The sequence below is a fragment of the Mucilaginibacter mallensis genome, assembly GCF_900105165.1.
Classification (GTDB): Bacteria; Bacteroidota; Bacteroidia; order Sphingobacteriales; family Sphingobacteriaceae; genus Mucilaginibacter; species Mucilaginibacter mallensis.
Genome location: NZ_LT629740.1, coordinates 2,283,432 through 2,300,096 on the forward strand (window position 1 = coordinate 2,283,432; position 16,665 = coordinate 2,300,096).

At 41.6% G+C, this 16,665-nt stretch carries 11 protein-coding genes; 4 read left to right on the forward strand and 7 right to left on the reverse strand.

Translation table 11 applies throughout. From position 1 onward, the window contains the following. Nucleotides 1-12 precede the first annotated feature (12 nt). Nucleotides 13-240, forward strand: coding sequence for a hypothetical protein (locus BLU33_RS09375; RefSeq protein ID WP_091371584.1), 228 nt, complete (start codon nucleotides 13-15; stop codon nucleotides 238-240). A gap of 66 nt (nucleotides 241-306) precedes the next feature. Here BLU33_RS09375 and BLU33_RS09380 read toward each other — a convergent pair whose 3' ends face one another. From BLU33_RS09380 to BLU33_RS09400, 5 genes are all read right to left on the reverse strand, one after another. Beyond that, the gene (locus BLU33_RS09380; RefSeq protein WP_091371585.1) at nucleotides 307-1,575 is read right to left on the reverse strand and encodes an Hsp70 family protein; all 1,269 of its coding nucleotides are present in this window, start codon (nucleotides 1,573-1,575) and stop codon (nucleotides 307-309) included. A gap of 70 nt (nucleotides 1,576-1,645) precedes the next feature. After that, a complete protein-coding gene (locus tag BLU33_RS09385) occupies nucleotides 1,646-1,891 on the reverse strand; it encodes a DUF2630 family protein (protein ID WP_091371589.1) in 246 nt (81 codons plus the stop codon). Between the two features lie 83 nt (nucleotides 1,892-1,974). Further along, nucleotides 1,975-2,679, reverse strand: coding sequence for an arylesterase (locus tag BLU33_RS09390; protein WP_091371592.1), 705 nt, complete (start codon nucleotides 2,677-2,679; stop codon nucleotides 1,975-1,977). Continuing rightward, the gene (locus BLU33_RS09395; RefSeq protein WP_091371593.1) at nucleotides 2,672-5,230 is read right to left on the reverse strand and encodes an ABC transporter permease; all 2,559 of its coding nucleotides are present in this window, start codon (nucleotides 5,228-5,230) and stop codon (nucleotides 2,672-2,674) included. Before BLU33_RS09395 ends, BLU33_RS09390 begins: the two co-directional genes overlap by 8 nt. Before the next feature lie 6 nt (nucleotides 5,231-5,236). Beyond that, entirely contained in the window at nucleotides 5,237-5,920 is a 684-nt protein-coding gene (locus BLU33_RS09400; RefSeq protein ID WP_091371594.1) for an ABC transporter ATP-binding protein, read from the reverse strand. Between the two features lie 499 nt (nucleotides 5,921-6,419). Here BLU33_RS09400 and BLU33_RS09405 point away from each other — a divergent pair, with 499 nt between their 5' ends. Then, nucleotides 6,420-8,786: an ABC transporter permease gene (locus BLU33_RS09405; protein WP_091371595.1), complete on the forward strand. Its 2,367-nt coding sequence runs from the start codon at nucleotides 6,420-6,422 to the stop codon at nucleotides 8,784-8,786. A 202-nt stretch (nucleotides 8,787-8,988) separates the two neighbouring features. Here BLU33_RS09405 and BLU33_RS09410 read toward each other — a convergent pair whose 3' ends face one another. Together BLU33_RS09410 and BLU33_RS09415 are read right to left on the reverse strand one after the other, a co-directional pair. After that, nucleotides 8,989-10,155 carry a trans-sulfuration enzyme family protein gene (locus tag BLU33_RS09410; protein ID WP_197684586.1) on the reverse strand — a complete coding sequence of 389 codons (1,167 nt, stop codon included), beginning with the start codon at nucleotides 10,153-10,155 and terminating at the stop codon, nucleotides 8,989-8,991. Further along, the gene (locus BLU33_RS09415; RefSeq protein WP_091371596.1) at nucleotides 10,152-11,483 is read right to left on the reverse strand and encodes an APC family permease; all 1,332 of its coding nucleotides are present in this window, start codon (nucleotides 11,481-11,483) and stop codon (nucleotides 10,152-10,154) included. The genes BLU33_RS09410 and BLU33_RS09415 overlap by 4 nt, the downstream gene beginning before the upstream one ends. 235 nt (nucleotides 11,484-11,718) lie before the next feature. Between BLU33_RS09415 and BLU33_RS09420 the strand changes: the two genes are divergently transcribed. After that, complete coding sequence (locus BLU33_RS09420) at nucleotides 11,719-12,750, forward strand: LacI family DNA-binding transcriptional regulator (RefSeq protein ID WP_091371597.1); 1,032 nt, start codon at nucleotides 11,719-11,721, stop codon at nucleotides 12,748-12,750. Nucleotides 12,751-13,383: 633 nt separating this feature from the next. Continuing rightward, nucleotides 13,384-16,644, forward strand: a complete 3,261-nt coding sequence (locus BLU33_RS09425; RefSeq protein WP_091371598.1) for a SusC/RagA family TonB-linked outer membrane protein — start codon at nucleotides 13,384-13,386, stop codon at nucleotides 16,642-16,644. The last annotated feature ends 21 nt before the right edge of the window (nucleotides 16,645-16,665 follow it).

Below are 16,665 nucleotides of genomic sequence, written 5' to 3' on the forward strand. Positions count from 1 at the left end.
TAAAGTTTCAGGATGTTTAATAAAGCAGCGTTCAATGAAAAGGTCAAGATCTGGCTCAATGAACAAATCAGGAAAAGCGTTGTAAAAGAAGTTACAGAGTGTTACGACCTGATGGACAAGGATAGCACAAATCACCGGAACATTTTTCGGATCTGTAAAAAACAGTTAAATGCGGTGCGGTCAAAAATCGTTTTGAGTTACGTAAAAGTACTTGAACTGGTGGTATTGGTTTATAAATGATCAGTTAAGCTGAACTAAAAGATCGCTCCCGCGCGTTTTTTGCGTTTTCGCAGGAGCCGCTTCTTTTCAATTCCGGAATAGATAGCCGCTATAAGCCAGGCCTTTGGCTACACTTTGAAAATTGTCTGCGGAATTCAGGTTAACATGGGGAAACCTGCTTTGAAAGAGCTTTTGAATGCTGCCTACCATGGAGGTGCCGCCGGTTAGAAAAAGGCTGTCGATGTTTTCTGGTCGGATCCCGTTTTGGCGCATAAATTCCTCCAGGTAGTCCGCGATCCGCGCTACGTCCTTCGCGATGAGCTGCTCATAGGCCGGCAAGGTTATTTCCTCATCAATGGAGATGCCCATTTGGTCATAGCCGAATAGAGCCTTATCTTTAGCGGACAGCGCGATTTTTGTTTGCTCGATCGCCTGGAATACCGAATAGCCTAAATTGTTTTCGATAAGGGTGACCAGGTTTTTAAACCGCGGGTCCCGGCCGGAAAAATAATAGTAATCATCTATGTCTTTTTTGATGCGCGGCCCGTTAAAGAAATTCATTTGCTCCCAGGAACAGATATTAACAAAAAGGGACTTGGGTACAGTTAATATTTTGCCAGGTGTGGCTTCATATTGGGTGTATTTGCCGAAATAGGGTGTGCCTTTTTCCCACATAAAGGCGGAGTCAAAGCTATCCCCGCCAATATAAATGCCGCCGCTGGCCATCATGTCGTTCTTGCGGTCCTGGTTGCCCACTTTTTCAGGGTCAAGCACCAAATACGTAAAATCGGTTGTGCCACCGCCAAGGTCAGCTACCAGCACATTTTCCTTTTTTGCCAGTGTTTGCTCATAGGCAAATGCGGCCCCAATCGGTTCAAACTGGAAACGGACTTCATCGAAACCCGCCAGTGCTGCCGCTTTGCTTAAACGGGTTTGTGCCAGGGTGTCTTTCTGCACATCATCGTCGTCAAAAAAAACCGGTCTGCCGATCACTGCTTTGCGACAATCCTGTCCGGTGACCTGATCGGCACGCGCTTTCAATTCCTTTAGAATAATGGCCACCAGGTCGGCAGCGTTATACCGCTTATTTTGGATACGGGTCTCGGTGAAGCTGCTTTTTGACAATATCTGCTTGACAGATTTGATGAAACGCCCCCTCATGCCATCCGCCAGGTAGGCCGTAATGGCAGTTTCACCCGCGACATAGTTTGGTGTACTTCCCGGGCCGGCTTGCTGGTAGAAATAAATGAGCGAGGGGATCATTACGGTGCTGTGCAGCGCACCGGCTTCTTCATCATAGATAGCCAGTACCGAGTTGGTCGTTCCAAAATCAATGCCGTATAAAAATTGCTTCATGCCGGGAATGTTCAAACTATAAAATTTGAAGGGCGGCGAAGGTATAAAAAAAATGGTTAAAGGGAAAATGTTATTCCTCGTAATTTTCGATCGTGTCAGTGGAGCGCATTGCTGCCTTGTCTGGATTCCTGCCCGCATCACGGAGTGCACGCCTTTGGTGCAGCAGGTCCCAATATTGGTCAAGCTCGGATTTTATTTGGTGCAATTCCTTAATGTCCTCGTCTGTCAGGTTTTCTTTTCCGTATAAATATTCTTCCTTTTCGGTAAGTTTCTTGATATGTGACATTACGGTGTTATCTTGTGTTTGGTCAGCCATGGCGATAAAATGTAATTTGTTTAATTATGAAATGCAAGTTACTTATATTAAACTGATAATGTAATTCATGTTATATTATTGCTTTAGCCATGGGCTTTGACCAGTAGCGGACCCAATATTTCCCATACGTTCCCGGCAACAATTTTGGCGCCGGCCGCTGTGGGGTGTATGCCGTCTTTCTGGTTTAAGGAGGGGACACCACCTACGCCTTGTAAGAGGAAGGGGACAAGCTCCATTTTATTTTTTTTAGCGATACGTGGAAATATGGCTTTAAAGTCCGAGGCATAAGCGCTGCCCATGTTGGGCGGCACCTGCATGCCCAGTAATACGAGTTTGGCCTGGGGGTATTTTGCCTTAACTTTGTCAACGATGGTCTGTAAGTTATCGGCTGTTTCCTTGATGGGAATGCCGCGCAGGCCGTCATTTGCGCCCAGTTCCAGCACAAACACCGCTACCGGCTGCTTTAATACCCAATCAATACGGCTTTTTCCGCCGGCGGTGGTTTCGCCACTGACGCCGGCGTTAACTACGCTGTAGGGTAGTTTGGTACTGTCAATTTTTGTTTGAATGACACCCGGAAAAGCAGCGGAGGGGTCATCCAGTCCATAACCCGCCGTTAAACTGTCACCAAAGAAAAGAATGTTTTTTGTGCTGCTGTTTGCGGCAGGCTGTTTTTCAGTAGTTGCCGTGTCCTGATTACCGGAACTTGTTTTTTGCCCGCAGCCGGCCATGATTAACAGGGCCAATAATAAACCAGGGATCTCATGGGTATGAGCTGACTTAAGCATTTGATCTTAATATTTCGAGCGGTGAATGAGTTAATGCGCTCCTGCTGTTTAATAAACCTATCATAACTGTTAACAACGATATGATAAAAAAGATGGCGAGAGCCAGTAAATAATTGATACTATAACTCACCTCGAAACTATATTTAGCTAATAGCCAACTGGCGATAATAGCAATTAACATACCGGTTAAAGCGGATAGGATGCCTAAAAACAAGTATTCGAAAGCGGTAATGGCAAAGATCTGTTTCCCGCTGGCGCCCAATGACCGGAGCAGCACACTTTCCTGTATACGCTGGTATTTACTGATCCTTACGGAGGCGATGAGCACAATTAAACCCGTAATGATGCTAAAGGCGCTCATGAATTTGATCACATAACCTATCCGGGTCAGCAAGTCGTCGACAACAGTTAATACCTGGCCGAGATCGACAATGGAAACATTGGGAAATTGCCGAACGACCAGTTGCTGGAAATGCGCCGATACCGTTGCCGATGATACCCGCGTAAGCAGTACATGAAACTGTGGGGCATCTTCCAATACACCGGCTGGAAAAACCACCTGGAAATTGGTTTGTATTTTATTCCAGTTGACTTTCCTGATACTGCCGACGACAACAGGCATCTGTATAGCCTGAACGTTAAAAACCAGGTGGTCACCTAAATTTATATGGGTCCGTTTGGAAAAGCCCTCTTCAATCGACACCGCTACTTCTTTATTCGGCTCCGCTTTGCCAACCCACGCACCCTCCATTATTTTCTCGGATGGGCTGAGCGAAGTCCGGTACGTAACCCGGTACTCATTGACAAATGCCCTGGCGGAAACTTTGATCAGGCTGTCTTTTTTTACTTCGGCGGCTGTTTTGCCGTTCACCCGTTCCAGACGTATGGTCACAACGGGTACCTGCTGTATGATGGGCATATTTTGTTGCCGTGTTAATGCCGCGATAGAATTTTCCTGGCTGCTTTGTATGTCAAATAAGAGCATATTGGGCTGGTTGCCGCTGGTTGACAAAGTCACCTGCCCAATGATAATCTGCTGGATAAAAAACAGCGTACAGATAAAAGCGGTGCTCAAACCAACGGAAACAATAAGCACCATGGTTTGGTTATTGGGACGGTAAAGGTTAGCAAAGCCCTGCCGCAAGGGGTAGTTCCACGAAGCTTTTATCACTGACTTCATCAAACGCATTAACAGCCATGCCACAGCACTAAGTATTAAAAAAGCGATGAGGATACCTATGGTGAAAAATAGCGTACCCAGCCAGCTGTCTAATTGAAAAAAGGTAAAGAGTACTACAAAAGAAAGGATAAGCAGGTAAACAAGCCACCTGAGGGGATCCCCGCTAAGGTTCACATCTTCATAAGACATCCGTAAGGTGTTCAGCGGCGAAATATGGCGAATGGCAATTAAAGGCAGCAAAGCGAAAAGAATGGATATGATCACCCCCAACAAAATGCCTTGCCCTATAGCCAGCCATGAGATATCAACCGAAATCGTAAAGGGTAAAAAATCTTTTAGTAAAAAAGGCAGTAGCTGTTGAACGCATGTGCCTAAAGCCGCGCCAATAACCGCGCCTATTAAACCAATACCCACAATTTGTATCAGGAATATTAAAAATGCCTCGACCGCTTTCACCCCCAGGCAGCGCATGATCGCTATAGAACTGATCTTTTCGCGGATGTAGATATGTATCGCGCTGGCCACGCCAAGACAGCCCAGCAATAAGGCAATAAACCCAACTAAAGATAAAAAACGGGACAGGTCCTCAAATGAGCGTCCGGTGCTCTCTTTACGTGTTTCTATGGTTTCATAATTCATGTCCGCTTTATCCAGCCGGGTATCGATCTTTTTTACCAGCTGGCCTGTCTTAACATGGGCAGGTAACTTATAATAAAAACTATAGCTGACGCGGCTGCCTTTCTGCGTAAGGCCGGTTTGCTGCAGGTATTGCAAGGGGATATAAACGACAGGCGCTACGCTTGCAGAAATTCCGGTTTGTCCGGGCGCTTTGTCCAGCATGCCTGCAATTAAAAAGGTGAGGTTACCTACCTTTACCGAATCATTTACATGGGCATTAAATTGCAGCATCAATGTCCGGTCAACCAAGGCCATTTGATGGCTCCTGAACTTTTCAGCCGCTACTAAAGGCGTGGTTTCGATCGTGCCATAGTACGGAAAGCCGCCCTGTAAAGCACGTACCTGCACCAGCCGCGTGCCCTGGCTTTTAGGAAAATAGACCATCGATGCAAAACTTCGTTCCTGCGATCTGGTCTGGCTGATGGAATCTAACAGCGGTTGCATAGCGGGGTCGACAGGTTTATTACTGCTGATCACCAGGTCCGCGCCAACGAGGGTGGCCGCCTGGGCGTTGATATCGTTTTGTATATTGTACCTGAAGGCGTAGATAGCTACTAGCGCAGCGATGCCAAATATGATGGCTGAAATAAACAAAAATAGCCGCGAACGATTTTTACGACTGTCGCGCCAGGCCATTTTAAAAAGCCAGGATATATTTATTTTTCTTTGATTATTGATAGGGGAGCTTTCCATGACCTGTTAGTTGTTTTTTTCGTCGGCGATTAAGCGGCCCCCTTTGATGCGCAGGATACGCTGCGTTTTAGCAGCTAGTTCGAGGTCATGGGTGATTAAAACGAGCGTAGTTCCCGCATCTTTATTCAGGTCAAATAATAATTTCACCACCTTTTCGCTGGTCTCCGCATCCAGGTTGCCGGTGGGTTCATCGGCAAATAATAATTTTGGCCGGTTTGAAAAGGCCCTGGCTATAGACACCCTTTGCTGCTCACCGCCGGATAATTGCGCCGGGTAATGATGCCCGCGGTCGGCCAGGCCCACTTTGTCCAGGAGTTCGGTCGCTCTTGCTTTGCAGTTTTTTTCACCACGCAGTTCTAAGGGCACCATGACGTTTTCCAGGGCGGTCAGGGTGGGCAATAACTGGAAGTTCTGAAATATAAAGCCTACGTACTGGTTACGGACCTGCGCGCGCTGATCTTCGCTTAGCCGACCTAAATTGATGTTATTCAACTCTACAGTGCCGGTACTGGAGCGGTCCAATCCCGCGCACAGACCCAGCAGTGTCGTCTTGCCGCTGCCTGAGGGGCCCACAATCGCATTCGTCGAACCGGCTGTTATTGAAAAGTTTATTTGTTCGAGTACGGTCAGTGACCGCCCGGCGCTCTGGTAAGTTTTGCTAAGGTCGGAGATGTTCAGTATAGTTTCCACAACAGATATTTAGTGTTAAATGCTTAATGCGCCGTTTTGTTACTAAAATAGGAGAATAAAATGGAGTAATTGTAGGGGCTTTATCCTTTTATTAGGTTATTAGGCAGCTGTTTTCCGCGATTTTATTCAACTTCGCCTCCTCGAAGATTTCGCAACTACAGCTAACCCCAATAATTAATTTATCTGGCAAATGCTTGTGGGTTTGATCTTCAAAAAAACAAAGACATTCTGTATTGATGGATTTTTATAGTAACCTATCTAATCAAATATTCGCTGGCAGGAGCCTTATCTGGGGATCATCATCTGTATAGCCATTTCCAGACGGGTTATAACTGATAAAACCGCACAGTTGTTGTAACGTTTTCGAACGATATTGTTTACTAAATTTGTGTAAAATATTAATTATCATTGAGTTAAATTATTGGCACGGGTTTTAAATAGTATCACAACATTACGTTAGTAGCTTATATATTAACCGCTCATTTAAATCAGCAAAACCATGTTCAAAACTTATTTTAAACTTGCGTACAGAAATATAATAAAGGATAAAGTTTATTCTATTATTAATATAACAGGTTTAGCCATAGGGCTTGCATCAAGTATCCTGATCTTGCTTTGGGTACAAAATGAATTAAGTTATGACAAGTTTCATAAAAATGCTAACCAGATTTATCGTATAACCAGCGAATTTAGTGATTCAAAAAGTGCGGCCAACTCGGCAGGTATGCCCGGTGGGTTGAAAGCAGAAATACCGGCCGTGAAAAATATGGTTCGTATACAACCGAGCAATACTGCCCTGCTGGAGACAGGTAACAAGAAATTTGAGGAAGAAAATGTTTTTTATGCCGATGCAAGTTTCATGGATGTTTTTTCCTACCCTTTAGTTAAAGGCGACCGTGCCACCGCATTAAAACAAGTAGATGCCATTTTAATAACACAGGCAATGGCAACAAAGTACTTTGGAAATCAAGACCCCATTGGCAAAGTAATACGAAAAGATAACCAGGAAAACTTAATTGTAACGGGTGTTTTAGCCAATATTCCTGCTAACTCCGATCTTCAATTCGACTTCATTCTTCCAATGACGTCGTTAGCAAGAACGAATAATGATTTGAAAAATAATGTATGGGATAACTTCAATTTTTGGGATTATATTCAGTTGGATGAAAGTTTTAATCCCTCTGCTCCCAATTTATCAGGACTGGAAAAACAAATTGACCAGATCTTTCAGAAGCATAGTCCCGGAACTAAGGCCTTGTTCCAATTGCAGCCTTTAACCAAAATTCACCTGGCACCCGAAAGACTGGGCGATTTGCCAGGGCACGGAAATGCGCAATATGTAAACATCTTTTTTATCATTGCTATTTTGATTCTTGTAGTAGCCTGTATAAATTTCATGAACCTGGCTACCGCGCGTTCAGCCCGGAGGGCCAAGGAAATTGGCTTACGCAAAGTAGCGGGAGCTGTACGCGGCCAGCTGATTCTGCAGTTTTTAAGCGAATCAGTATTTATTTCTTTTCTGTCTTTATTGCTTGCAATTTTGATCGTAAATCTGTTTCTGCCGGTATTTAATGAACTTGCGAACAGAAAACTCGCTATTGATTTATGGGATGTGAAGCTTTGGTTAAGCCTTTTTGGCATTGCCTTATTAACCGGGCTTATCTCAGGTAGTTATCCGGCCTTATTTCTTTCGGGCTTCAACCCGGTTAAAGTACTTAAGGGGAATGTAAAATCAATGGGTGGCAATTTACTATTCCGCAATACTTTGGTCGTTGTCCAATTTATGGTTTCCATCATATTGCTGGTGGGCACAGTGGTTATCTATAATCAGCTTAAATTTATCAGAGACCGGAATCCCGGCTTCGAGAAAGCCAATCTTTTGTATATACCCATGGCGGGCGATATCTGGGGCAAGCAACAAGCTTTTAAAAATGAATTGTCAGGGAATCCGCTTACCAGTGATTTTGCAATCACCTCTGACCTGCCCACCAACCTGGGAAGCTGGACTCTTAACGTACACTGGGATGGCAAAGATCCCAGCTCGCAGATGTCTATCCCGGTAATGGCTGTTAATGAAGATTTTACCCGTACATTCAGAATGAAGTTATTGACTGGCAGAAGTTTTTCGAGAGAATTTAAAGCAGATTCAAACAACTACTTGATTAACGAAAAAATGGCGAGAGTAATGGGTTTAAATGCGAATACCGCCGTTGGTAAAATATTAACGCTTTGGGATAACAAGGGTACTATCGTTGGCGTTGTAAAAGACTTTAATTTTAAACCGGTTCAGCAAGCTATAGAACCGTTAGTTATGCCATTTAATAAAATGGGCGGTTTTGTAGTGGTAAGAACGTTACCTGGTAAAACCAACGCCACTATACAGGCTTTAGCAAAAATAAGTCAGGAACTCAACCCGGCCTACCCCTTCAAATTTGATTTCCTTGATCAGGATTTGGCCAAACTTTATAAAGGAGAACAACAGATGGGCAACATCTTTAACCTCTTTGCTATTCTTGGTATTTTTGTATCCTGCCTGGGTTTATATGGCTTATCCGCTTTCATGGCCGAGCAGCGTACCAAAGAGATAGGTGTACGTAAAGTATTGGGTGCATCGGTGTTTAACCTTGTCTATTTATTATCCTCCGGCATCACCAGATTAATACTGATCGCTATATTTATAGCTATACCACTTTCATGGTATGCAGTAAATAGCTGGCTGGCCGGCTTTGCCTATCATATCCATGCTAGCTGGCTGATATTCTTCGCGGCCTCCGTTAGCGCTTTGGGCATCGCATGGCTTACGGTTAGTTATGAATCTATAAAGGCAGCGATTGTTAACCCTATAAAGAGTTTGAGAACAGAATGATTGTAATATATCTATTTATAAATTCATCATTTCTACTTATAAGTTTCCCGAATAATCCTAAATTCCCGGTAGGTGTTTTAATGGATTACATTGATCACCACTGATTGATGAGTTAAATAAAAAATCCTGTAAGTTATACATTTACAGGATTTTTTATTTGTTCATATGCGTTTCATTTACAAGTTAGTTGTCGAATAGTTAATCAGGCGATATGATCAAAAGCTTGCTGCATATCTTTAATCAAATAGTCAGGATCTTCCAGTCCAATGTACATTCTGATGAGCTGATGCTGTTTGTTATCCAAATCATACTGCTGCTTTTTTACCGATGCAATAACAGGGAGTATCAGACTTTCGTATCCACCCCATGATACAGCTATCAATATATGGGATAACTGATCACAAAATTGCTCAATTTTAGCAAATGTGCTGTCTTTTAGTGTAAAGCTGAATAACCCGCTACAACCCAGCATTTGTTGGTGGGCTAGTGCCGATTGTGGAAAATCGGCGCTGAATGGCCAGATGACCTGTTGAACAGCCGGATGTTTGCTTAACCATTCGGTAATTATCTTTGTGCTTTCAAAGCTTCGTTGCAAACGCAACGGTAGTGTCCTTAATCCTCTCAATAGTAACCATGCTGAATTAGGGGATATGGCAGGCCCTAAATTCATGAATTCGTGTTCGAAAATCTGTTTAATAAGTGTTGTGCTACCGGTAAGTACCCCGGCAACTACATCTGAATGCCCACCAATGTATTTTGTGGCTGATTGCGCTACCAGGTCAATACCCATGGCTATAGGCTGCTGAAATAAAGCTGTACTATAGCTGTTATCGATCATCGTCATAATGCCCCTGGCTTTCGCAAAATCAGCAACTCTTTTTATATCCTGCAATTCATAGCTATAAGAGTTGGGGCTTTCCAGGTAAATAAGCCGGGTTTGTGGTTGAACAGCCTTTTCAAAATTATCAAAGTCGCACCCGTTTATAAATGTTGTAGTGATACCAAATTTGGGCAAAAAATCATTAAAAAGTTTGGCTGTCCAGCTGTAGGGGTTTTCAATTGCAATAATGTGATCACCGGTTTTTAATAAAGTAAGTAAGGGAACGCTTATTGCCCCAATACCACTGGTGAACAGTAACGCATCCTCAGCACCATCTAAAGCAGCCAGTTTTTTCCTGAGTATAGTAAGCGTTGGATTTTGGCCCCTTGAATATAAATTGGTGTCAAATTCATCTAACATAGCATTGCGCATCTCCGTTACTGTATTAAAGCTGAAATTGCTGGATTGTATTATTGGCGGCGATACTGCGTTGAAATAGTTATCTCTTTCTTCGCCAAGCTCATTAAGTATAAATGAAAGGTCCATCATGAGGGGTTAATTGGGCTTTTATTGGCTTTAGTAGTAAAATATATGATCAGGCCGACAATGAATGCACACAGGCATATGAAAGCGGCCATCGGGTTTTTAATAAAAATAGTTATGGTAACAAACCAGTAAGTAGTAATAAATAAAATAGGGATTGCCGGGTACCATTTAATGGTATAAATACCTGTTTTATCCAGGTGCCTGGTCTTTTTTCGTAAGATAAAGATGGATGCCGCCGCGGTGGATAATCCGATGGTATCAAAGAACATCACGTAATTTAGGATTTTCTGAAACGAGTTAACAAATAGTAATACAAATATTACACTTACCACAAAAAAGCTTAAGCCAAATACCTGTACCTGAGTCTTTTGATTAACCTGTTTGAATTTTTGAGGCAATATGCCATCTTCTGCCATGGCATAATATACCCTTGGATTCGACATGATATTTACATTGATAAATGCCATTACCGAAATAAACATCAGTAAGGAAGTTACCTTATATCCCACATCGCCAAAAATGGCGCTTGCCAGTGTGGCCGCCAGTGCGGGCTTATGCCTTAATCCTTCAAGCCCCCATGCCCTGAAATAAGCAAAATTGATGAGCAGGTACAGAAATATAACCGTGATCATACCGATAAATATGGCTTTAGGTATATTTCTTTTAGCGTTGATGCTATCACCCCCAAAGTTTATAGTTTGCTGATAGCCACCATAAGTAAAAAATACAGCTACCAGGCTCATACCAAAACCGCTTATGTTATCTTGCACCAATGGGGTATTTACCATATTTACAACCACCAGTGAATTGCTTTTAAATATACTGGTACACAAAACCAGTATCAATCCAATTTTAAAAACTGTAAATACATTTTGTGCCCGTGAGCTCATTTTTATGCCGAATAAATTATTGCCATAAAGAATAAGTACTGAAGTCATAGATATGAGTTTAATACCTATGGTATGTTGCAGATGCGGCGGCAGGAGCAAGGGGTTTAGGTATTCGGCACCGATAAGGGCCACTGCGGCTACCGATGCTGCGTTACTGATCACAACTATCCAATTAATCATGAAGGCGAAGGCCGGATGAAAGCAATGCGAGAAAACCTTATAAAAACCGCCGGTAGTAGGGTAGCGGGCACCAATTTCAGCAAAAGTAAGTGCCCCGCATAAGCTGATGGCTCCTCCAAAAATCCAGGCACCAAAATACAGGTAGGGGTTGCTAACATTGAGCGCCACCTGTGCTGGTGTTTCAAAAATACCCATGCCTATAACCAGGCTGATGACAATCATGGATAGATCGAAACGGTTGAGTTTAGGAGTAATGCTCATATTAATATTAAATGCTGCATATAATATTAGCGCCAATTATTAGTTAATTGCAATATAGGTTAAGTATCGATAATATAATAATTATTTTAGTAAAAGGATTTATCAACAACTTGTACTTTGATTCAAAAAAGCGCAAGTGTTTAAACACCAAGTGAGTATTTTTCGTAGTTTTATACTGTATTACGCTTGTTGCTGTTAAAATTATAAGCCCGGTTAATTGCCTTGTGCAAATTGTATGATTAAAAGGAAAATTTCAATTAAGGACATTGCAAAACTTACTGGTACCTCTATTACCACTGTATCTTTTGTATTAAATGGTAAGGGGCGTATCAGTAAGGAAATTTCTCAAAAGATATTAGAAGTAGCCCATAATGAAGGTTATGAACCTAACAGGATGGCTGTGGGATTGCGTACAGGTGTATCCAAAGTTATTGGCTTAATAGTGGAAACCATAGGAGGGCCATTTTTCGGGGCCATGGCACGTGTGATTGAGGAGGTGGCCGAAAAAGCAGGTTACGGTGTTATATATTGCAGTACTAATAATAATATACAAAAGGGGAGGGATGCGATTAAGATGCTGCAACAGCAATTAGTTGATGGCTATATAATTACCCCTATGAAGGGCCTGGAAACCGAAATTCAATCCCTTGTTGAAAATGGCAAGCCGGTAGTGCTTATAGATGGCTATTTCCCCGGGCATGATATTCCGCATGTGTTGGTTGATAATTATAACAGCACCTATATGGCCATTAATTTTCTTATCGAATCAGGCTACAGAAATATTGGTTTTGTAACTGCTGATCTGGATCTGGTACAATTGCAAGACCGTATGCAGGGATATAAGGATGCTTTAAAGGCAAATGATATTACAGAGAAGGCTAAACTGATATACAAACTGCCATTTGATACGGAGAATAAAAAGGCAATAGCTGCTATAAAAACATTTATTAAACAAAACCCCCAGATGGATGCGGTATTTTTTACCACCAATTATCTTGGTATTGCCGGGTTACAGAGTATAAACGAGCTTAATGTGAATATTCCTGATGATTTGGCGATAATAAGTTTTGATGATAACGAAATTTTTACCCTTTACCCTCCCGGCATAACCACTATTAAGCAACCTACCTATGAAATTGCAAAGTCGGCAATTGATGTACTGCTAGCTCAGATGACTAACGATAAATACGATATCTCCACAATAAAATTGCAGATCCCGGCGCAGCTAATTGAGCGCGGATCGACCATAGCAAAAAGTACCGTATAGAACGAATTATTAACTATTGGTGAAATAAAATAGGCCCACCTATAAACACAATTCTTTTTTTGATTTCTTAACTTTTGATGAGTTTTATTGCTCTGATTGACTGTGAAACTTCCTGGTGTTTAATTTTTATTAAATTATTGATAATATATAAAAGTAAAACTTTCATTTTATGGCTATAAAATTGCCATATTGTTGAAGAATTAATAAAAGTATATCGATTTAGTAATATTATAGTAAAATATTTTGATAAAACATTTTACTATAATATCTTTGGATTATGCACTTGTCCAATATAGGCCATTGCATTTGGTAAAACCTTTTATCATGTTTTATCACCGGTAAGATCAATTCTTATCATACAGTCCTAATTTAGCACGGAAGAAAATATATTCCGGGCAAAATATCGTTCCAGAGCTATTTAATATGCGTTCCAGATTTTATCAGGTAGGGGATTTTATTGCCCATTTGATAAAACGTTTTATCAAACTAAATATAAGATCATTAACATAAATGTGTTTGCATGGATAAAAAGGAGTAAAGTAAAAATCAAGAAGTAAGCTGTTAAAGCTGCCCGCCTCAGAGGCGGGGCCTCAGCACGTCAACAATCATTCATTACGTATCAATTTTTTAATTATGATTAAATTTTTCTACAAAAAAATTCTTTACCGCATATGCCTTATCCCGATGCTATTTGCCGGGGTATTTGCGGCTAATGCCCAAAGTACGACAGGAAGTGCGCCATTAGTGACTGTAAGTGGTATAGTAAAGGATATGAACGGGCCTTTACCCGGTGCAAGTGTTATAATAACCGGTACTACCAACGGTACTCCAACCAATAACAACGGAAAGTTTTCAATTACCGTTGAGAGCGGTAAAACTATCACCATACGAATGATAGGGTATATTACCGAGGTTATTAAGGTTAATGCTCCAAACTCCAACCTTGTTGTTGAACTTAAGAACGACCAGCATATGCTTAAAGATGCAGTTGTAATTGGTTATCAGGAGGTATCGCGCAGGAGTGTTACTGCGGCAATAACTTCACTGGATCCAAAAACTATAGAAGATATTCCGGCACCAACATTTGATGCATTACTTCAGGGAAGAGTTGCGGGTTTGGATGTTCAGAATTTTTCAGGTGAGCCTGGTGTTAGTAGTACCGTTGCTATAAGGGGTAATACTGCTGTGGCTCGAAACATTAGCAGTGATAATACAACAGCAGCAGGAAAAGCAAGCCTTGCAAGGGCGGTTAGCGGTCCATTATATGTGATTGATGGTGTGCCTCAAACCACCGATGATATTGCGGCCATCAGTTATGGAAGTGGAACCGGTACAGATGTTTTGGCAGGTATCCCGATCAGCGATATAGCAGACATCGCTATCTTAAAAGATGCTTCTGCAGCCGCGGTATATGGGTCAAGGGGGGCGAGTGGTGTGATTGAAATCACAACCAAAAAGGGCGTTGCCGGCAAAACAAAAATTAATTTTTCAACCTATCATGGTATAACTGATAAACCTGCATTGGATAAAATATTAACTGGTGCTGCAGAAACCAGGGCTAAATTAGCGTTGATCGAACATTACGGCGATTATGGTAATCTGAAAGATATCCCTCAAATATTAACAGATACTTTGAACCCGGCATTTAATAACGCCAATGATTACAGAAAACAGATTTACCAAACCGGGTTAGTGGATAATTATGATTTCGCAATAAGTGGCGGAAATGATAAGGTTACTTACCGTTATGGGTTAAATTATTATAACGAGGATGGTATAATTAAAAAATCAGGGCTTAAACGCTACACCTTCAATAGTAATATTGGATTGAATTTAGCCTCAAATTTTAAAATAAACACGCAGATCAGGTATTATAGGTTAGATCGGCCCCGATCTGTCAGTGATTTGAGCGGAGGAGCAGATCCTTTCACTGGTGGCTATTATGCTTCCAGTCCGCTTCCATCATCCAACCTGTATTTATCACCAGCTATGCAGAACTTTATTTTTGGTAACACCTCAATTAACACCGACGATAACACCAGTAATAGCATCTCAATTAGCCCAAACATCAATTGGCAGATCTCTAAAAAATGGTCATTTAATACAGTAATTTCTTATGAGGCAACCAATAGCCGCCATGATACTTACACGCCGGGTGCGTACAGGTTAAGCGGTGAAGGGTATGCCGCGAGTTTTGCTGACAATCAGTTTAATTATTTGATGAGTAACACAATACAATACAATACCAACCTTGGCAAAGATCATCATATCAACTTATTAATGGGGCAAAATATGGAATATCATCAGTATAGAGCAACAGATGCAGAAGCTGATGGTATACCAAATGATCAGATCAGTGTGGTTGATGTAGTTAATAAAAACGCTTCAACGGCTTTTTCAGATTTGCAGGAGAATGGTATAGAAACAGAATTCCTAAGGCTAAATTACGATTACAAAGGAAGATATCTTTTGTCGGGCGTATTGAATGAAGATGCCTCTTCTAAATTTGGCTCAGGAAACAGAGCCGGGTTTTTCCCATCTATTTCAGCGGGATGGATCATCAGCGATGAAGCCTTTTTGAAAGATCAATCTTCATGGCTTACGCTCCTAAAACTACGTGGAAGCTTTGGTATCACAGGCAGGCAGCCGGATGATGGGAATAACTATTTATCGTATAATAATTATAGCGTTGGTGCAGGGTCTTTCCCTGGCAGTAGCAGCCCGCAAACCGGCGCAAATTTATCTTACACTTATAACGGCATTCCTGCAATATCTCCCAACTTTAATGGTGGTATAAGTAATAAGGATTTAACCTGGGAACATTCAAAACAAACCAATATTGGTATTGATCTTACCATGTTAGATGGGCGTTTTAGTTTTGTAGCAGACGCCTATGTTAAAAGTACTGCACAAGGTATTTTTTCTCTTGACGTGCCGATAACAACAGGTTATACAACAATTACCACCAATGCGATCGGGACTCAGAATAAAGGTTTGGAGATGACTTTTATCGCACATTATTTTAAACCTTCCCGTGCATTTCAGTGGGAAACAGACTTTAACATAGCATTCAATCAAAATGAAGTCACTTCGCTGCCGAACGGAGGCCGCGATATTCTAATAAACGGCGGATCGACAAGTTATATTTTAAGACAGGGGCAGCCAATAAATACGTACTTTTTGTTCCAGCAAACCGGGATTTATAAAACTGACGCCGACGTACCTGTAAATCCTGTTACAGGCGCGGTGTTAAACTTTTACGGCTATCCTTTTAAAGGCGGTGACCCGATATGGAAAGACCAAAACGGAGATGGCGTTTTAGATCAGAATGACTATGTTGCATCCGGCAATCCTAATCCTGGAATTGTAGGCGGTGTTAACAATAATTTTTCTTATAAAAATTGGAGTTTAACTGTGTTTTGCACTTTCACGCTTGACAGAACAATTTACAACGACTACCTGGTTGGTAAATTATCACACTTGGTTCCAACAAATGATGGAAATTCAAACGTATATGATGATTTAGTTAACAGTGCATTTCCTGATCTATCAGGTATCAACTACTGGCAAAACCCGGGCGATAACGCGAAATATCCTTCATTGAGTTCTGTATCAGGTACGCGCTACAAATATGCTGCAGTGAGTACAGCATGGCTTCAAAGTGGTGATTATTTACGGGTTAAAACAGTAACAATAGGCTATTCATTTAACCCGGACGCAATAAAAAAACTGGGTTTATCACGCTTGAGAGTATATGGTATGGTTGATAACCTGCATATTTTTCAGGCAAAAGGTGTTCCTGATGCTGAAGCAGTTGACGCATTTGGGGTTTATAATGGTAATGGTTACCCAATACCTAAAAAATTCACGCTTGGATTAGACCTTTCTTTATAAGTGTATCACATCAATTAAATC

Excerpts from the sequence above, each read along its gene's own strand:
- BLU33_RS09375 (WP_091371584.1), top strand. The coding sequence starts at position 13 with ATGTTTAATAAAGCAGCGTTCAATGAAAAGGTCAAGATCTGGCTCAAT.
- BLU33_RS09415 (WP_091371596.1), bottom strand. The coding sequence starts at position 11,483 with ATGAGCATTACTCCTAAACTCAACCGTTTCGATCTATCCATGATTGTC.
- BLU33_RS09390 (WP_091371592.1), bottom strand. The coding sequence starts at position 2,679 with ATGCTTAAGTCAGCTCATACCCATGAGATCCCTGGTTTATTATTGGCC.
- BLU33_RS09385 (WP_091371589.1), bottom strand. The coding sequence starts at position 1,891 with ATGGCTGACCAAACACAAGATAACACCGTAATGTCACATATCAAGAAA.
- BLU33_RS09420 (WP_091371597.1), top strand. The coding sequence starts at position 11,719 with ATGATTAAAAGGAAAATTTCAATTAAGGACATTGCAAAACTTACTGGT.
- BLU33_RS09395 (WP_091371593.1), bottom strand. The coding sequence starts at position 5,230 with ATGGAAAGCTCCCCTATCAATAATCAAAGAAAAATAAATATATCCTGG.
- BLU33_RS09410 (WP_197684586.1), bottom strand. The coding sequence starts at position 10,155 with ATGATGGACCTTTCATTTATACTTAATGAGCTTGGCGAAGAAAGAGAT.
- BLU33_RS09425 (WP_091371598.1), top strand. The coding sequence starts at position 13,384 with ATGATTAAATTTTTCTACAAAAAAATTCTTTACCGCATATGCCTTATC.
- BLU33_RS09380 (WP_091371585.1), bottom strand. The coding sequence starts at position 1,575 with ATGAAGCAATTTTTATACGGCATTGATTTTGGAACGACCAACTCGGTA.
- BLU33_RS09405 (WP_091371595.1), top strand. The coding sequence starts at position 6,420 with ATGTTCAAAACTTATTTTAAACTTGCGTACAGAAATATAATAAAGGAT.